Origin of the sequence: Endozoicomonas gorgoniicola, assembly GCF_025562715.2 — a bacterium.
Taxonomy (GTDB): Bacteria; Pseudomonadota; Gammaproteobacteria; order Pseudomonadales; family Endozoicomonadaceae; genus Endozoicomonas_A; species Endozoicomonas_A gorgoniicola.
The window spans coordinates 5469513-5489239 of the sequence record NZ_JAPFCC010000001.1 but is presented as its reverse complement, the minus strand read 5'-3'; the positions used below and the strand labels follow the sequence as shown (position 1 = coordinate 5489239).

Here is a 19727-nt window from a genome sequence, read left to right as displayed (position 1 = left end):
CTCAGGCTGACTCAGGCTGACTCAGGCTGAATAGCTGTACTCCGTCATACCCATTACACCTGTCTCAATCGCAAAGATCCCACCCGATTCCGGATATTGTTCAAGCTCTTCGCTCGAACAGGCCTGCCTGCATGAAGTGACAAACAGTGTAGTATTAGCTTCGCCTCCAAACGCCACTGTCGTAGGATACTTAACAGGCAAATGGACCTCTTCAACCATAACGCCACCCGGTGACAGGCGCACAATTTTTTCTCCTGCAAACATTGCCACCCAGAAACCTCCATCACTATCAACCGCTGCGCCAGCCGGCATCCCTTTACCAAAAGGAAAACGATGAAAAACACGACGGTTTGCCAGTACTCCTTCTTCAAGGTCATACTCACAGGCATAAATAACGTGTTCCGCAGAATCCGCATAGTAGATAGTGCCTGAGTCAGGGCTGAACGCAATGCTGCTGGCAGCCATCACTGGTCCCGCTTTCTGCTCCAGTTGTAAAGTAGCATCTAATGAATAAAGCCATGACTCTGCATGACGGCCATAAATGTTGGCACTACCAACCCAGAATCGGCCAGCCGCATCGCAGCGACCATCGAGCAAATTGTTTTTAATCAAGTCGCTCGACACACGATTCAGCCTGGAGACCTTGCTTCCTGAATTCAGTCCAGATGAGAAGGCGTCGATCTGAAAAAAACCAGAAGACGATGCCAGAATAATACTGTCAGGGTATTGGCTGTTTGAGGAGAAAAAAGAAAAGCAACCGGAGGGTTCCGGTAACAGGAGTGTCTGGGAGCGGTCATACTCAGCTTGCCAGGCATTCAGGCTTTGCCCTGCAACATCAAGCCAGTAAAGAGAACCACTTTTTTGATGCCATCGGGGACACCGACCCTGCTGTGTTCTGGCATCAAGCACTTTCACAACGGCTTTCATAGTTGCAGATAGTGAACCTAATCCCTTCTCCTTGCAACCATGTCACTCAAGTGGATGCAAAAGCCGGAATCAGGATGACCCCGGGGCTGCGAACTGACCTTCATTTGTTTGCAGGCCTATTGCGTGCAGTTTACGAGCGATGTTCATTGACGCATCGGCTTGTTCATTCCGCAAGTATGCCATGTTGGTAAACATCTGCTGTTCGGTAGTCGTATAGTTTTTTCATTTCACGTCATATCCTGAGTGGTTGCTCCAGTCAAGATATCGTTCGATTACTGACGAGTCTCTTTACTACGCTCAAAAGCCAACTGCTGTAGAAGGATGTTGATCTGAAATTCTTCGGCTTTTATCAATGCCTGATAATGAAGTACAACTGAGTTTATCTGCTCTGACAGACTCCCCCTGGCGGTCAGTTCAGTTGTATCAGAAATGCGCTTGACCTGTGTCACCAGCTCTTTATTTTTAACGCTGTTTTTCAGTGTGCTTTTTCCAGATTTATTCGCTTCACCCTTAAAGCTTTTTTCCAGAGTTTTGATCTCACTGTCCATACGCTTGCGGTACTGGTTAATGCGCTTTTGCCTGAGGTCAATCCGGCTTTGCAAAACCCGAACGCGCTCGCTGGCTTCCAGCGCCTTCAGCTTTTTCATATCAACCGGTTGCAGTGGGGCGGCTATACCTTTCAATTCGACCGGCTTAGCGTCTGCACCACACTTTTCTTCAGAAAACTGTACGGTGCCATTTACCTGACACTTGTAGATCGTTTTTGCATGTCCGCCCGGGGTGTACGTCATGGTAACGACACCCAGAAGCACTGTAGAGATTAATCCTGATAAAAACATGTCGCCGTCCTGGTCTGAATTCCTTAACTACTTTCCATTACTATAGTCATGAGTAAAGTAGTCATGGTTTAAATGACCATAGGTTGGACTTGCCACAGGACAGGGTAGTCGGTGTTTATTAACAAGATTGTCGGTTCAGTTCATCAACCAATGCAGCGCCTGCTCTTTTTGTTGCAAACCAAATGGCTCAGCCTTGATACCAGGGAACAGCATATCAGCCCACTCGGTCACCCGGCTCAGCCACTGTCGGTCAGTGACAACTGCTTTTTTATTAATAGCTTTCAAGTGTGGCAACCCAAACTTCATGTCTTCCCACAAAGCTGAAACTGTTATTCCTTCCCAGGATTCCACTTCGACATAAACAGACAGTTTACTGTGCTGGTCGAACTTTGGTTTCATATAGTCAATCAGAGGAAGAATATCGTCCTTTTCAATTTTGCCAGACACTCTTATGCCCACTACGAAGTCTGCAGGCATTTCCAGAATTTCAATCATCCTACTCTCCTCTCCCTCCAACCTTCTGCAACCGCTTTAGACATTCAATAACGTAGTATTTATGCAGTTGGTCTGGTCTCCAAGCTGTGTCATCCGAAATGGCTGACACAGCCCTATAAGCCGAATCATGGGCAGTAAACTGCAGCAAATCAATAGCCCGTATGTAAAAATACTGTTAGTTCTGCCCATTCGCCCTTTGCACCGAATAAAGAAAAATCAGCCAGACATTGTCGGAGAGCCAGCTTATTCAAAAAAGGCTTCCCTGATTTCTTTTACGTACTTCAGCTTTGACAGGCTCTGCAGTATTTCAAGATAGTCATCGGTTGCTGTATTGCCAATACAAAGATATTCCTTTTCCGTACAGCCAATACGCCCCGGTGACTGTTTGTAAACCACGACGGTGGGGTCAATAGCCATCACTTCAGTCACATAATCAATGTTATCTGGAATACAGAATTCGTAACTGAGCGCCAACAGACCATCAGGCTGACCATACAAACCCTGAGCATCCAGCTTGTTCAGGTCAAACTGGATTTTTTCCATTGGCTTCGAAGCACCCCCGAACACCGAACAACCTGAAAGCGTTAAGCTCAGCAACAGCATTACCATGCCGGATACTATCTTCATTCTCATTACTCATGCCTGATGATTTCTGCTCTATATTCTATCCTTTTTCCACCCCATGCTGTGAGGCAGGGACAACTAGACTAATTTGTACATGTCATAAAACAACAATTCGTGCAGCCATCATGACAAAACGACCAGCCCTGTTACCCTTATTATCCCTCTCATGGCTGCTTGCCCTGCTCCCTTTTTACGGTTTTACAGCAGCAACGGAAAACATTCACCTTAAAGCCCCACAGAACGACTGCTCCGCCAAACACCTGAAACAACACCCCCGGCACATACTTCCCTGCTACCTGCAAAAGCCGGATAACCATTATCACTGGCAGGTAACAGAAACTTCCGAACAGACGATTACCGTTGCAGACAAAAAAAAGACAATCACCACTCACAGCATCGAAATGAGATCTCAGCGCTGGCCTGTTGACCGCAAGCACTCCGTCAACCACCCTGTATGGCTACATACCATCACGGTTTACCAACCTGAGAAAGTTGTCCACGACAGCGCATTACTGTTCATAAACGGTGGCAGGCTTTACTCTGAAAACGATGAGCCATTAACCGTAAAACAGTCCCCCAATGACGATCTGGACTTTGCCTATATCGCAGCACTCACCCAATCGGTTGTTATCGATTTGAAAGATGTTCCCAACCAGTACCTGCAGTTTTCAGACAGCAAGCCTTTAAAAGAAGATGCCCTGGTGGCTTACACATGGGAAGAATTCATGAAAGATCCGGATGAAAATGCCTTTATGCCACTCAGGTTACCCATGGTAAAGGCTACTCAACGTGCAATGGACACAGTGCAGACTTTTATGGGAAAGCATAAGCTGAAAATCAATCAGTTCGTATTATCCGGTCTGTCCAAACGGGGCTGGGCAGCCTGGCTGACGGCTGCAATGGATAACAGAGTTATTGCTGTGGCTCCCATGGTAATTGACGCTCTGAACCTGCAAACAGCCATGGACCATCATTACAAAAGCTATGGCCGCTGGGCGCCTGCGGTTAAGGATTACACCAATATTTTACCCAGACTGCATTCAGAACCATTAACGCAGCTGATGCAGGTCGTAGACCCCATCCATTATCTACAGCAACTCAAGCTGCCTAAATACATTGTCTCAGCAGCAAACGACGATTTTTTCCTGCCGGATGCCAGCCGACATTATTTTAGCGACCTTAAAGGAGACACATGGTTAAGGACTCTCCCTAACGCTCGCCACTATATTGCCAGCATGATTGCCAGCATGGACAACAAACTGATTACCGACACGCTTGCTTCTTTTTATGGCTCTGTCATAGAACAGCGTCCGATGCCGTCTGTTTACTGGGACTTAAAAGACAATGACCTGAAAGTAACCAGCACCGTTCCGCCAAAAAGCGCAAAGCTCTGGAGTGCTGTTAACCCGAAAGCCAGAGATTTCCGTTTAACGCCAGACAATCCGTCTGTCAAACCCTTCATCGCCAAAGAGCTTGCAGTAAAGTGTGATAATGTTTGTCGTGCCAAAGTATCAATTGCCAATCCAAAAAATGGATGGAAAGCCTCGTTTATAGAACTGGAGTTTGCGAACCCTCCCTTTAAAAATTTTACTGTTACAACGCAAATATTTATTACGCCTGACACATTTCCAGAAAAGCCATTTCCAGCAAAGCCAAAGCCTCGTTAGCAACCATGAAAAAAACTACAGCCTCCACCAGATTATAAAAGGAGGCACTCAATGAACAAGAAAGAGACACCAGTAACTGGCGCTATAAACACAATAGAAGTGACTGACAAGCTATCTGCTTGTCAGTCCACCATTCCACAAAAAATCAAACAAACCCTTTAATACCAACTGCCTGGCGAATATGCTTCAGGAACGGTGCCGCTTCTGCACGGGCTTTTTCAGCGCCTTTGCGCAGCTCAGCTTCGATAAAAGCAGGATCCTGAAGCAGCTCGTTATAACGTTCACGAGGCTCTTTCAGCTTCTCATTCAGGTATTCAGACAGTTCATTTTTCAGATCACCCCAGCCAGCGCCTGCTTCGTACTGAGCTTTCTTTGCCAGAGCTTCTTCTTTTGTCGCAAAAGCAGAGAAAATCTGGAACAGAGTACAGGTAGACGGATCTTTTGGCTCACCTGGCTCCAGAGAGTTGGTCTTGATTTTGCGAATCAGTTTCAACAACTTTTTCTCTGGAGCAAACAGGGGAATGGTGTTGTCATAGCTCTTGCTCATCTTGCGACCATCAAGACCATTCAGCACCGCTGTGTTTTCATCAACAATGGCTTCTGGCAGAACAAGTTTTGTCTTGTAGTGATGATTCATGCGCTTGGCAATATCACGAGCCATTTCCAGATGCTGTACCTGGTCCTGGCCAACAGGGACTTTTTTAGCTCCGAACATCAGAATATCTGCGGCCATCAGAACCGGATAGCTGAACAGACCCATGGTGATACCAAAATCCGGATCATTTTGTTCGTTCTCAACATTTTCCTGAACCGCAGCCTTGTAAGCATGCGCACGATTCATCAGACCCTTGGCGGTCATGCAACTGATGATCCAGTTTAACTCCATGATTTCAGGTATATCGGACTGACGGTAGAAGGTCACACGGTCTGTATCCAGCCCCAGAGCCAGCCAGGTCGCAGCAATTTCCAGACTCGATTGGTGAATACGTTTGGGATCACGCCCTTTAATCAGGGAGTGGTAATCAGCCAGGAAGTAGTAGGACTGCACATCGTCACGCCAGCTTTCCTCAATAGCCGGTTTAATGGCTCCTACATAGTTACCCAGGTGCGGAGTGCCTGTTGTCTGAATACCAGTTAATACTTTGGTCTTTGTCATGGGTTACTCATTAGAGGAAAATCTAAGACGTGTTCAATGGAGGGGAGTGATTGCTACCCTCCAGACGAACCACGCATTATAGGTAAAAGCATTTGCAGGGTGAAGGGGTCATGCAGGGTTCATATCGGAAGCATGAGTTTGAAAGAAGCTCCGCCCAGTTCAGAGTCACCAATGGTTAGCGTGCCATCGTAACTGTCAATAATATCCATAGCGACTGCCAGTCCAATCCCCTGCCCTTTTGTGCGGCTGTCAGCCCTGACACCTCGCTTGAGAATATCTTCTCTCCGATTTTCTGGCACGCCTGCACCATCATCGTCAACCTGACACAAAACCCAGCATTTGCCATCTTGAGATACTGTCTGCGAACAGACCCGCACCTGCTGAAGGCAAAGCCTGTAAGCATTTTCCAGAAGGTTGCCCAGCACTTCCATCGCGTCCTGCTCTTCAGCAGAAAACTGTATGCCCTCTTCAATATCAGTACTCAGCTCAACCTGCTTGTCGTAGTACACTTTGTTCAAGGTCCGGCTGATGCGCCCAACCGTACCAGCCACATCGGTTTGGTGCTTCACCAGCCCCCGCTGGCGTGTTACAGCCCTCTGCAACTGGTAGTTGATGATCTGGTTCATGCGATGAACCTGTTCTTTAATAATAATTCCGACTTCTTCGCATCCTGCATTTTTCTGCATGGTCTGGCTGTGCTGAACGCTTTGCAGTACCGCGAGAGGCGTTTTCAAACTATGTGCCAGATCGGCCATGGCATCACGATAGCGTTCTCGTTGCTGGCGCTCATTATTTAACAGCTGGTTTAATGCATCGGTCAGGGCGACCAGTTCCCGGGAATAAACGCCTTCCAGCCGACTGGTATGACCTGACTCAATTCGCTGAAGGTTATCAGCCAGTTTTCTGATTGGAATCAGTGACCAATGCATCCCGAACCAGAGTACAATCATCATCATCAGGGCGGTCAGAGACAGGGAAATCAGCAGGTTGCTTCTGAACGCCACAAACATTTCTTCATATTCCGTTGCAGGAATCATGGTCAGAAATGTCAGCGGCACACCATCAAGCACAACATCAACATCGTATAAAAAATAGCTGCCTTCAGGTCCGGAGTAACGGGAAAAATCCATCTTTTTTTCATCAAACTGAACGGAGTAATAAAGAATTTCATCCAGCGATGAGTGAGAACGCCACAATACGACCCCTTTCCTGTCCAGCACCAGACCCAATACTTCCGACTCAACCTGATTAAAACGTTCATCCGGCATCCGGTGAGGCATAACCAGCTTCTGATCCACAATACTGGCAGCAGTTAAAAGAACGTTAGTTCCTACTGCCAGCTCTTTCTTGATCAGGTCGAGCTGCACCCTTTCAAATGACTTCATCACTGAAAAAACAATCAGCCCCACACTGATCAGCAAAATCAGCCCGGAAGCCATAAGGACACGAAGCCGTAAGGAATATTTCATCGACAGCTCTTTGGCTGAACAGGTCACGAGCAGGTTAAATTAAACAGATAGCCCTGACCACGTATGGTATCAATAGGATTCTCTGTACCAGTTGCTTCAAGCTTTTTGCGTAAACGACCCACCAGCACTTCCAACACATTCGAGTCCCGACCTTCATCGTCATACAACTCATCCACCAGCTGTCGCTTGGATACCACCTGCTGACCATGACGCATCAGATATTCCAGAATTTTATACTCATAGGCCGTTAGCTCCATCAGCTCCTCCTCTGCCCAGACCTGCCGTCTGGAAAGATCCAGGGTGAAATGGCCTGCCTTTATTTTCGGCTGACTGAAACCGGATGAACGACGAATAAGGGCATTCAGCCGTGCCTTGAGTTCTTCAAATTGGAACGGTTTAACCAGATAATCATCAGCCCCGGCTTCCAGACCAGATACTTTATCCTGCCAGTTACCACGGGCAGTCAGAATGAGAACCGGGAACGTTTTTCCCTGTTCCCTCAGTTTGCGGATCAGATCCAACCCATCCATGCCGGGCAGGCCAAGATCGACTATGGCAGCATCCAGAGGGTACTGATCAACCAGGAATAACGCCTCTTTGGCGTCAGGTGCTGAAAGCACACGATAATCCTCGTTCCCCAGCTGATAGCTGATGTGGTGACGCAACAGGTCATCGTCTTCGACCACCAAAAACTTCATGGTTACTTCCCACAATCCGAACTTGTAAATTATTTCAAAGGATTATAACTGGTGTAACGGTTGGTTGCGCTGCCTGAGGGAGGGTACAGCTCCCCAAACCTGAAAATATGGGGAGCTGCATTGTCGCTATTTAAAATGCCAAGATGACAGTCAGCCTTATGGTTTTTCACCGTTGGCGATGCGCTGCTCGATCTGGGCAATCACAGCAGGAAGATCAGCAATGGTGTCGATCACATAATGCGCACCGGCAGACAACAGTTTGTCTTCAGCCACTCGCCGCTTTTCCTCTTTAACCGCTTCCGAAGCCTCAAGATACTCATCCAGGGTCATGCCTGCTTCGTTACCTGACAGTGTCAAACCAACAGTCCACATGCCGGCATTCAGGCCTTCCATGATACCCGGTGCAGAATCGTCCACTTTGACACAGCGACTAACGTTGTTAATACCCAGCTCAATCACATTGTGTAAAGCCATCCACGGACCAGGGCGACCGCCTGCTGCCAGATCATCCGTAGCCACCACCGCATCAGGCTTGTAGCCTTTTGCTTCTGCCGCAGGCACAAGAATGTCCATGACTTCCCTTGGGTAGCCAGAGCAGGAACCAATTTTTACATTATTGGCTCGCAGCTGAGCCACTGTTTCCAGCGCGCCCGGAATCGGGTCAGAAAAAGCGGTGACTTTGGCTTTCTGCAACGGCATAAAGGCGCTGTAAATATCGTCCACATCCTTGTCTGCCATGGGGTGGCCAAACTGATTCAACCAGCGTTCCGCCACTTCTGGCAACTGCCCCAGCGTTTTAATGTGATCCCACTTGCCCAGCCCCATGGGAACACGAGCCTCTTCAAGGCTGACATCAAAATCGTAAGCCTGCTTAAACGCCTCGACAAAAATAGACGTCGGCGCCCAGGAACCAAAATCTACGACAGTGCCTGCCCAATCCAGAATAACCGCTTCAATGTTATGACTCATGATGTAACTCCTTACCTTCAATAACTTCAGAAATAGCCTGTTCACCAATATCGTCGGGATAAACTTCACCAATATTGCCAATGCGGAAGCAGTTTCACGCTCACAAGACTGATTTTGTACCATTTCAGGTATATTATTTGTCAGGGGTTTGTCCCCGGACACCGAACCAACAGCGAGAAGTAAACGATGGGCCAGGGAAGAAACCAGTACCAGATCATTCGATCCGCCCTGTGCGAACAGATAGAAAGCGGCGCCCTGCCTGCAGGCACCAAACTTCCCCCGGAACGGCTACTGAGTGAAAGCTTTGGAACCACCCGTGTAACATTGCGGGAAGCGTTGTCATCACTGGAAGCCGATGGCATGGTGTATCGTGAAGACCGCCGTGGCTGGTTTGTCTCTCCCGAGCGTATTGTTTACAACCCAACCGTAAACACCAACTTCCACACCATGGTCGCAGATCAGGGCAGAACACCAGAAACCCGTTTAATCAGTGCTTCTCTGGCACCAGCCACAACGAGGATACAAAAGCTTCTGCAACTTCCCCCGCTGACGCCGGTTTATCGTGTCCAGCGTCTGCGCCTGATCGATCAGCGAACAGTGTTGTACGTTGAGAATTACATTAATCCGGAGTATTTTCCGGGTTTACTGGATCAGGATTTAGAGCAGTCACTGTCAGATATTTACCGTACTCACTACCGCACCCGCTACAGTAAAGTAAACTTTCGACTGTACCCTGTCGGCATTCATGACGAAGCCGCTACCCACCTGAGGGTGACTTCCGGCAGTTCGGGTTTACTGGTTACCCGGGTCAATCACGACCAGAAAAAACGTCTCATTGATTGCGACTTTGAGTACTGGCGACAGGACGCCATTGTTATCACTGCCCAGGCCCGGAAGTAGGCACTTCAGTTAACCCCTTTCCCGTTGCAGGAAAGGGGGAATCGTTTTACCGATCCAGTAATTGCTGAACCATGTTTTCCAGCTTATCAAAACGCTCTTCCAGTTTGTCAAAACGTGCGTCTACTTTTTCAAAACGTTCATCTACTTTTTTAAAGCGTTCGTCTACATCCCTTCGCAACAGTAGAATCTCGTTGTTCATACTGGCTGCCTGAATGTGGACCTGATACAAATGCTCTCTTATATCCTGCAGGCAGTGGTCACAGCTTGCAGCCTGTTTTGCCAACTCAGCATCTGTGCCGGCATTGACCAGCGCTTCATACAAATAATTGTTCTGCATAGACACCTCTACTTATTGTTGAGCGACAAGTATACAGCTTGTTTTTTATACGCAATGAAATAATTTTAAGTTTCTCTGCCTGTCTGCGCACCAGCACTTCTGGACATAAATAGCTCACATGAGCCTCGGCCAGTTGCTGTTGAACCACACCCAGCAGTGACGCAGAACATCCCAACGTCATCCCCGCGCAGGCGGGGATCCACTGATCGTGGTGGACTCCCACTTTCGTGGGAATGACAAATGGTTGGTAATCTTTTTATTGCCGCTCCCCTTAAGAAAAATTCAGGAAAATACCACTTTTGACCCATTACCTGAAAAAATGCTGATGCGATTACTGTAAAAAATTAATAAAAAAAACCTCACCTTATTTAATTTTTATATGATCAATTTCGACCATAAATAGCAGGGTTTTAAGTACAACAAAGGAAATTACGAAAGTAACAGTCATATATATTCAGGTAATTAAAAAACCATTTTCATAATAAACAGAGCAAAACACCCCTTCCTTTATAAATCATTCAGTTCAAACCCTTCGCTTCTATTTCAAATAATTTTAATTAACGGAAGCATTTATTCTAGTTTATTTAAAAGCTCACTTATTCAATAAAGCTATACAACCAGCTCAATAAAAAAACAGCACCGAAGGTGAACGTAATATTTTTTCAAATTATCAAGAGACGGTTCGACAATTATTATGAAAAGCCTATCCAAGACTACCTGTTATTTGACGTATAATCTGCGTTGCTTTTTAAGCTTTTTTTGCCTGATGCTCTACGCTCTTTCTTTTTCCACCTATGGTGCAGATGAGCCAGGTAGCACGTCTCCGTCTCCTTCTATTACGACAACCCAACCGCCCTCAAACAGCACTATAACGGTAGCTCCAACGACATCAGTCATAAGAAGCAATCCGTGTAATCAGATACTTAACAATGAAGCTGCCAGGACAAGCTGTGACAATTTTTTCAACAACACAAAGGCAGCCGGAACTCAGTCATCGTTTGAAAAAGCAGTTGTCGTCAGCAGCGCTGAAGACCTGGTCAATGAAGTCAATAATGCCAGTGGACAAGGCTCTATTATCGTTTTAAGTCCGGGTACTTACAACGTTTCTAAACAGCTAGAGATCAATCAAAGAATCGCTCTTGTGGGTGTCAAAACGGGTGAGACTCTCCCCACGATCAAAAGGACTTCAGCATTACTGAAAAGTGATATTGATATGTATGCTCTGGTTTATTTACGCCAGAAGACAAGTACGGCTTCTAAAGGCTTTTACAGTGCTTTTATTAAGTGGGAAACCACTGGTGATGATCCTGATAAAAAGATAAACGTCAATACCATTGTTGGCCCAGGCTATCCGGGTGAAATAAGACTTTATGGAAATACTTTCATCCATAGCGACAAAAATTCCCCTCTTGATGAGTTTGTCTCTCTGAATGCCCCGGAAAACAAGGTTTACATAGACAGCAACCAGTTTAACACCAGTAACCTCTATTTCTCTGCTATTCACTTAGATTGCAGAGTCTGTAGTGAGTCTCAGCCTGAGATCATCATTACCAACAACACCCTGACCAGTAGTGATAATGCAAGCAATGACAGTGACTATGCTTTTCACCTTGTCAATCACACAAAGTTCACTATTGAAAATAATACAGCGTTGACCAGCAAGGCCAATATTTCAATGAATATTGACTTCCCTGATCAGGCAGAGCTGCAAAGCAGCATAAGGAACAATATTGCCCGGGCAGACGCTATACTCGACAACAGAGTGATAGCAATTGAACAGGAGAGTGATCAAATCACCGGGAGCCTGACAATTTCAGGTAATGACTATTTCAAAGTTGTCCACGACGAGGATGACGACAGCGAATACATTACTCTGATTGAAGGGAAAAAGGTTCTTGCCAGCTCCTTGTCTGCAACCATATCTCCATCACCCATCCCTGTTTCAATTCCGACAAGCCCCAGCGCATCTGCAACGCCTGCTGCAACGCCTGCTGCAACGCCTTCTGCAACGCCTTCTGCAACGCCTTCTGCAACGCCTTCTGCAACGCCTTCTGCAACGCCTGCTGCAACGCCTGCTGCAACGCCTGCTGCAACGCCTGCTGCAACGCCTGCTGCAACTAAGAACCCCTGTGAGGATTTAAACCATGATTTAACATCTTATAAAACCTGTAACGACTTTCTTGCTAACACTCAGGCAACAGGAGGCGACAAAAATTTTTCTCACGCCTTTGCTGTGCATAATGCAAGTGAACTGATCACAGCCGTAGAGAGAGACCCTCTGGATGGAAAACCTTTTTCCGGAAGTATCATCATACTGAAAGCAGGAACTTTCACACTCCCCAAGCAGTTACAAATCAACCACAAGGTGGCTCTGGTCGGAGAAAAGTCTGGCGATACTGTCCCCAAGATCCAACCTGGAGCAGACTTCTTTAAAAATCGGTACGCATTCAACTCACTGGTTTATCTGAATAAATTTTTATCCCAGCCTACATCCGGTTTTTTCGCGAGCGAAATCATTTGGGATACCAGCATTGATACTGAAACAATAGGTCTTGTAGTGTACGCCGCTATTGGAAGCAACTCTTATTCCGGACCGATCAGAATTTTTCAGAACCAGTTTGAACATAAGGTAAACAAAAATGAAATTTACGATTACATTATGCTCAAAAATGCCGGGGGTGATACGTACATTGGACACAATATATTTGATACCAACTACCTTAAATATGCGACGGTTTACGCCCGCTGTACAGACTGCGTTAATTTTGATCCAAAACTTGAGATCGTTTCTAACCACTTTACCAGTGATGAAGACTCTGAAAGAGCAACGTCAGCAAAAGCTATAGAAATAAAGGGCTACAAGCGGTTCAGGATTGAAAGAAACGAACAGAAAAACACAACAGCAGTCGCTTATATTGATGTCGATTTAAAAAATGACACCTCCGGGCTTGAAGGCTTTATTCGTTATAACATTGCCCTTCAGGGGGCTCCGGCAGATCAGCGACAGATACATCTTCAGTCTTTCTTTAAAAACGGTCAGCCTTTGAACATTTCCGGATCGCTGACGACAACCCCTAACACCTATTATTCTATAAACGATCCAGAAGAGTTGGTCGCCCATATCGGAACCACTACCCGGGAATCATCGGTTGCTTATCAGTCAACTCACACGACTCCTGTTACAACAGCAACATCAATAAAACCGACACCTACACCTACACCGACACCGACACCGACAGGGCAGCCAGTAACCAAAACAAACAGCTTAAAGCTAACGCCTCCCCTGGCTACTACCATTCAATCAACCCAAACGACTCCTGTTGCAACATCAACATCAACAAAACCTACATCGACAGGACAGCCAGTAACCAAAACAAACAGCTTAAAGCCAACGCCTCCTCTGGTTACTACCACTCAATCTTCCACAACCCCAACGGCACAGTCAGCAGAAATATGCGACACCCTAAAATCGACACCAAACATCATCCAGACGTGTAAAGATTTTCTGGAAAATAAAAATGCATCAGGGGGTGGTATCTTCTCCAAAGTGGTGGTCGTCACTAACGCGAAAGAGCTGGTTGATGAAGTAACGGAAAGGCAACTGTCCGGGCAACCCGTTTCAGACAAGATCATTATATTGCAACAGGGAACTTACGAGTTACCGCATACGCTGGAAATTACACATAGAATAGCACTGGTCGGAGAGACTAAGAATAATGCCTCCTCTGTATCAGTTTCTGGTTCTTCCTCTGTTACCTATCCTGTCATTCGTGCAGGCGCAGATTTCTCAGCCGTCAAGTACAACCCAAAAACCAACATTCGCATTGAAAAGTTCGAAAGAAAAGCCCTGGCTTACTTGCATAATGCTGATGGGATGCCGACAACCGGCTTTTTCAGTCACCATATCCACTGGGAAACTACCTATCCTCCAGGCAAACCAAACATGCTCTTCAATGGGGCAATTAACAGTCAATCCTATGAAGGCAAAATACGTCTGTACCAAAACCAGTTTTCTCAAAAAAATGCCGGCAGAAACTTTTATTTTATTAATCTGATCAATGCAACTGGGGGAGCTTATGTAAACAGCAATAAATTTGATACTGCCCACTTTGATGGCTCTGCCATCTATTCCTATTGCAAAGAAAATAGCTGTCAGACCAGCAATCCTCCGCTGGAAATTAACGCTAACCATTTCTTCTCTCAGGTCCAACAAGTAGGCTACGCAATGCCCGGGGCTATTCAGGTTAAAGGCTATGCGCAATTCAAAATTCTTGACAATATACAGGAAACTAAATACGCACTTGGTCGTATTTATGTGGAGGATCACAACGATATACAACGCATAGATGCCTATATAACGAACAATCGCGCCCACCCGGAGGCACCTGAAAGGCAACGAGACATTAAAATCTTGTCTGTATTAACCCCGGGAGAGTCAGCAAGAATCACCGGAAAAATCCATATTTCAGGAAATGCTAACTACGAATACAGCGATGAAGGTTACACCCTTGCACATGTCGACTACACACCTTACACAAGCACTGCTTCAACACAGATAGCGTCGTCTACTCCATCAACGGCTAATCCAGCGGCATCAGCCAATGTGTCCCCTGTAATAAATGTGTCCCCTTTAATAGCAGGCAGTATTACTCCCACCCGACTGCAGGCATCAGCAACGGCTTTCGTGGTTCCCCCTACCCCAAAGCATCCCTGTGATGATATAAAAGATGATGCAACGGCCTTCGCTGCCTGTGATGCGTTTCTAAAAAGTGAAAAAGCTTCTGGCCCGGCATCCAGCAAACCGTCATTTTCTCATGCGTTCATTGTTAATAGCGCCGATTCGTTAAAAGATGCCATAAAAAAGGAAAGATATGACGGCAAGCCCTTTATCGGAAGCATTATTATTCTTCGCCCGGGTACTTATCAGCTGTCACAGCCCTTACTGATCTCTCACAGAGTGGCTCTTATCGGTGAAAAAGATGAAAATAACAAACTCCCAATCCTGCAGGCAGCCGATGACTTTAACGCACCCACTGGTGGCGGGCACAGAATGGTTCACTTGTATAATAGTGCCTTACCACAGGATTCAGGCTTTTACAGTGCTGACCTGAACTGGCAAGTCAGGATACCTTCTCGTCTTGGGAGCTCAAGGTTCCAGTCCATGATCCAGAGCCAGGGCTACAAGGGCGAGATAAGACTCTACAATAACCTGTTTGATCATGCAGACCTGAACTCCGAGGCTTATCATTTTCTTGATCTGGAAGAAAACCCCAATCAGAGAATTTACATTGGCAGCAACACATTTGATACCTCTCATGTGATTGCAAGTACAATAGTTTCCAGCGGCCCATACAACGCAAACAACAAAGCTCGCATCGACATTGAAGCCAACACATTCATGTCTTCAGAACGAACCGTTTTTGCGGGAATCAAGGCTATTGCTCTTTCTCGTTATCAATACCTGAATATCAAAGATAACGTTCAGCAAAACCGTCTGGCAGCGGGTTCCATTGAGGTAACTCTAAGCAACTACACCGAAATAAAAGGAGCGTCTATTCGCAACAACAAAGCCAGCAAAGACGCTGCTGAAGACCACAGAAGGATTGACCTGTTACTGGACAGTCATTTCGCAGCTCCAATCGCACTTTTCGGCTCTATTGAGGTCACCGGAAACGATTATTATAAATTCGAGAAAGCGGCTGACCTGCCAGCTGCTAACTTTCGCTACATAGCCGGCAAAGAAGTGGGGGACGCAATCAATTCAACGCCTACAGGACAATTAGTAAGCAATAGCACCATAGAACCTTCAGCCACTCAACCTTCCCCTGTAACATCGTCCATAACACCAACACTGCCACCCACAGCAATCTGTGACCGCGACAAAATCGTCTCTCCGGTACACGTTACTTCGAGCGAAATTGATGCCTGCAAGGCATTTCTGGAGAATGAAAAAGCGTCAGCTGGACGGTCTTTTAACAGGGCGGTAGTGATCGATAATGCCAGCGACCTGGTTCAGGCAGTAAGTGGACATTTTCTTACTGCCGGGGCTGATGCCAGCAAACTCATCGTGCTAAAAAACGGCACTTATAAAATTCCACACTCACTGAATATTACCCACAAGGTAGCCCTGGTCGGCGTGGTAGAAGACGGTTTCTATCCGGTTATCCAGGCAGCTGATAATTTCTCAATAAAAAATCAGAACACCCGTTCTCTGGCTTACCTTTACGATGATCCGGCAGTAGTCACTAAAAAAGGTTTTTACAGCCACCATATTCACTGGGATACAACCAACCCCCCCGGAAAAATCCTTCTTCTCTTGATGGGAGCGATCAACAGCCAGTTCTACAAAGGAGAATTCAGGCTGCATGAAAACCAGTTCTCAGAGTCAACGCATGACCTCACTAACAGCTATGTACACCTGTTCAATGCCACCGAAAACACCTATATAAACAGCAACCGGTTTGATACCACTTATATAAAGACAGCTGCCATTAGGGTCTACTGCATAACCGGCTATTGTGTAACAAATCCTCCTCAGCTTGAAATCAGTTCTAACCACTTTCACAGTAAGGCAATTTCATATAGAACCAAAACGCCGGGAATGATGGCAATTCAAGGCTTTGTGCGATACAAGATTCTTGATAACCAGCAGGAAACAAAAGGTGCAGCGGGCAGTATTTTTGTTAAGGATCACAGCAATACATTGCACATGGATGCCTACATACAAAACAATATCGCACATCCAGAGGCACCTGCGTTTGAACGAAGAATTCGCGTTGAGTCTTTTTTCTCCCCTGATGAATCTATAGATATCACCGGAAAGCTCCATGTGTCCGGAAATGATTACTATAAATTCAACGAGTCTGGCCTTGACTTGAAATATGTCGATTACACTCCCGGCAAAAGCCTTGCTTCATCACAGGTAGCGTTGTCCACACCCACTCAGTCAGTGACAACCCCTGCGTCATCAGCTTATGTTTTCCCGAGCTTATCACCTGACAGCATCACACCAACCCAACTGCTGGCGTCGGCAACAGCTTCGGTTACAGTGCCAACCAGAAGTCCGGTCTGTGACGATATTGCAGATGACGCAACGGCTTTTGCAGCGTGTGAAGCATTTCTGAAAAATGAAAAGGCTTCTGGTTCGAAATTCGAAAAACCGTCATTTACACATGCATTTATCGTCGACAGTTCAGAATCACTTCTGGAAAAAGTGGACCTGACGCAGCAAAACGGAAAGCCGGTTTTGGGTCGTATTATTGTATTGAAAACGGGTACCTATAAGCTCTCACAGGCTCTTCAGGTAAGCCACAGAACAGCGCTTGTTGGTTTGAAGGATGATGACGGAAAGACTCCTGTCATAAAAGCAGGGGATACGTTTAACGTACCGGCTGGTTCGAGGAATGCCATTCTTCATCTTGAAGCTACCACACACCCTCAAGACTCTGGTTTTTACAGCACTAATCTGGAATGGGCAACCAGCCTGCCCAAAGATGGCTTCTTATACTACGAATATGAGTCAATCATTTATGCCGAAAATTATCGCGGAGACATCCGGTTCTACAAAAACCGCTTCAGTCATCTGGATGACTATGCCTGGTCCAGGCATTCCATTCTTATGAGCCGTAACTCCGATCATAAGTATTACATTGGGCACAATATCATTGACACTTCAGCAACAACGGTTGGCGTAGTAGATTCCAGCGCCCAATACAGTGACAATCAAGCTGGCATTGAGGTGGAATTCAATAAGTTCTTAACGACCAACAAAGCTATTGAACTGGAGGCAGAGGCTATCTTTCTCTCAGGTTATCAAGACTTGAAAATCAACAACAACACCCAGAAAGACAAGCATGCAGCAGGTACAATAGAAATTACCATTTATAATAACCAACCCATCAGACGTGCGATTATCCGTAACAACACTGCATACAAACGTGCTCCTGCAGAAGATAGAACCATTGAGTTGAAGCTAAGCAAGAACGCTGGAGACCCGGCCACGGTGACTGGCTTTTTTGAAGTCGAAAAAAACAATTATTATGAATTCAGCTATTCGGACCTGCCTAAAGCAAATTTTCATCATGAATATGGCAAAAGGGTAGCTTCAAAGCCATCCGTAACCCCCACACCCACTCACTACGTGCCAGAAGTGACGGCTACTCAGCCAGCTTACAGCACGCCGCAAACAAAACCTGTAACGAGACCTGCGCCTTCTACACAGACGCCACCTTCGTTAACCAGCTTGTGTGAACAGTTGAAGAGTACTCTGGAAATCCGGCACTGCGAGGAGTTCGGTGTCAAACTGAAAAAAATGGAACTCGATATTACGTTCTCTGAAGTGGTTGCGGTCAAAAGCAGTGCAGAACTGATTGCCGAGGCAACAGGTGCTTCTGAGTCCGGTAAGGTTATTCTTCTGCATGCAGGCAGCTACCAGCTTGACCAGCCGCTGCTCATTAATAACAAAGTCGCGTTGGTGGGCATTGGGAATGCAGTGATCAAATCTGCGTACACCTTTTCTCAAACAGAGGCCAGAGCACTGCTTCATCTCAACGATGGATCAACCCGTCATGGCTTTTACAGCAAAGGCATAACCTGGGATATTACCGCCCCCGGAAACCCCGAAAGTGAATCTTACAAAAGTGCCATTAAGGCTGAGAATTATCAGGGTGATATCGTAATACTCAATGACGACTTCCAGTATCAATCAACCAGGGACAATGAGGAAGCACCTTTCCACTATATTGATGTCCAGAAATCAACCGGTAATGTTCGCATTGCTGACAACATCTTCTTTACCGGAGGCCTTAAAGAGTCTGCCATTTATGCCAACTGTAAAGATTGTCTGAAGGATGACCAGTACCTTGATATTGGCGGGAATCATTTCACCGATACAGAGAAGGTTGAGTCCACCCTCATTGCGATAGATGTCCGGTACTACAAAAATTTGAGCATCCATCGCAATATTCAGGAAACAACGTCTGCTGCGGCTCAAATTATTGTTGTCCTGCCAAACTACAAAGACGATATTAATGCTGTAATCAAAGACAACATCGCCCGGGCTGCATCCGATGCAGAACAGAGAACCATTGAGCTGACTGTGGGCAGGATCCCTCAAGTGCCTGTTTCGATTGGCGGCTTAGTGAAGGTCTTTAATAACCAATGTTATTTCCTCAGAGAGAATAACGTTCCACCACATGTTCTGAAGCGCATAGATGGTAGCTGTTCGCCTTCGGCTGAGGCTCAGGCTCAAGGTGGCACTCAATCATCCTGGGGGTTGAGTACCGGGGAGTGGGCTGGTGTCGGTGTCACTGCTTTTGTAGGAGTATTTTACGCAGGATCAGGTTTATACGGGCGCACAAACCTACCTGGCAACGCAGTAGCCCATTCTATTTTCATACTTCCTAAAACAGCTGCCTTATTTGTCGCTTCACAAATAGCTAATACAGTCAGAGGCCGTAATAACCAGAAAGGTGAACAATACAGTGCGCGTTTTAACGAATTAAAAGAGAAAGTTGAAGTTGACACCAACCCTTTTAATCCGCTATCCCAGGGCCTGTTAGATCCAGAAGGAGAAGGAGAAGGAGATGACATTGAATTAAATGTAACTCATCTATAAGTTTTCACATTCTCTTTGACACTTAGACTA

The 19727-nt window shown here is 46.2% G+C and carries 12 protein-coding genes; 3 read left to right on the top strand and 9 right to left on the bottom strand.

The window, feature by feature from the left end; genetic code table 11:
• Positions 1 to 21 precede the first annotated feature (21 nt).
• The 4 genes from NX722_RS24635 to NX722_RS24620 form a co-directional block, all read right to left on the bottom strand.
• Entirely contained in the window at positions 22 to 927 is a 906-nt protein-coding gene (locus NX722_RS24635) for an SMP-30/gluconolactonase/LRE family protein (RefSeq protein ID WP_262565516.1), read from the bottom strand.
• A gap of 272 nt (positions 928 to 1199) precedes the next feature.
• A complete protein-coding gene (locus NX722_RS24630; protein WP_262565515.1) occupies positions 1200 to 1766 on the bottom strand; it encodes a hypothetical protein in 567 nt (188 codons plus the stop codon).
• A gap of 135 nt (positions 1767 to 1901) precedes the next feature.
• A complete protein-coding gene (locus NX722_RS24625; protein WP_262565514.1) occupies positions 1902 to 2261 on the bottom strand; it encodes a SpoIIAA family protein in 360 nt (119 codons plus the stop codon).
• Positions 2262 to 2504: 243 nt separating this feature from the next.
• The gene (locus NX722_RS24620; RefSeq protein WP_262565512.1) at positions 2505 to 2894 is read right to left on the bottom strand and encodes a YdgH/BhsA/McbA family protein; all 390 of its coding nucleotides are present in this window, start codon (positions 2892 to 2894) and stop codon (positions 2505 to 2507) included.
• 116 nt (positions 2895 to 3010) lie between these two features.
• Here NX722_RS24620 and NX722_RS24615 point away from each other — a divergent pair, with 116 nt between their 5' ends.
• Positions 3011 to 4552: a PhoPQ-activated pathogenicity-related family protein gene (locus tag NX722_RS24615; protein WP_262565511.1), complete on the top strand. Its 1542-nt coding sequence runs from the start codon at positions 3011 to 3013 to the stop codon at positions 4550 to 4552.
• Between the two features lie 145 nt (positions 4553 to 4697).
• Here the strand turns inward: NX722_RS24615 and trpS are convergent, their stop codons facing one another.
• From trpS to phnX, 4 genes are all read right to left on the bottom strand, one after another.
• Positions 4698 to 5708 (bottom strand): tryptophan--tRNA ligase, encoded by a 1011-nt coding sequence (gene trpS, locus NX722_RS24610; protein WP_262565510.1) that lies wholly within the window; start codon positions 5706 to 5708, stop codon positions 4698 to 4700.
• Positions 5709 to 5827: 119 nt separating this feature from the next.
• The gene (locus NX722_RS24605) at positions 5828 to 7177 is read right to left on the bottom strand and encodes an ATP-binding protein (RefSeq protein WP_262565509.1); all 1350 of its coding nucleotides are present in this window, start codon (positions 7175 to 7177) and stop codon (positions 5828 to 5830) included.
• 23 nt (positions 7178 to 7200) lie between these two features.
• Complete coding sequence (locus tag NX722_RS24600) at positions 7201 to 7875, bottom strand: response regulator transcription factor (protein ID WP_262565508.1); 675 nt, start codon at positions 7873 to 7875, stop codon at positions 7201 to 7203.
• Between the two features lie 156 nt (positions 7876 to 8031).
• Entirely contained in the window at positions 8032 to 8844 is an 813-nt protein-coding gene (gene phnX / locus NX722_RS24595; protein ID WP_262565507.1) for a phosphonoacetaldehyde hydrolase, read from the bottom strand.
• Positions 8845 to 9030: 186 nt separating this feature from the next.
• Between phnX and phnR the strand changes: the two genes are divergently transcribed.
• Entirely contained in the window at positions 9031 to 9744 is a 714-nt protein-coding gene (gene phnR, locus NX722_RS24590) for a phosphonate utilization transcriptional regulator PhnR (RefSeq protein WP_262565506.1), read from the top strand.
• Between the two features lie 46 nt (positions 9745 to 9790).
• Here phnR and NX722_RS24585 read toward each other — a convergent pair whose 3' ends face one another.
• Positions 9791 to 10081: a hypothetical protein gene (locus NX722_RS24585; protein ID WP_262565505.1), complete on the bottom strand. Its 291-nt coding sequence runs from the start codon at positions 10079 to 10081 to the stop codon at positions 9791 to 9793.
• A gap of 766 nt (positions 10082 to 10847) precedes the next feature.
• On the opposite strand from NX722_RS24585, the gene NX722_RS24580 reads away from it, so the two are divergent.
• On the top strand, positions 10848 to 19697 hold the full coding sequence (locus NX722_RS24580; RefSeq protein ID WP_262565504.1) for a hypothetical protein: 8850 nt from the start codon (positions 10848 to 10850) through the stop codon (positions 19695 to 19697).
• The last annotated feature ends 30 nt before the right edge of the window (positions 19698 to 19727 follow it).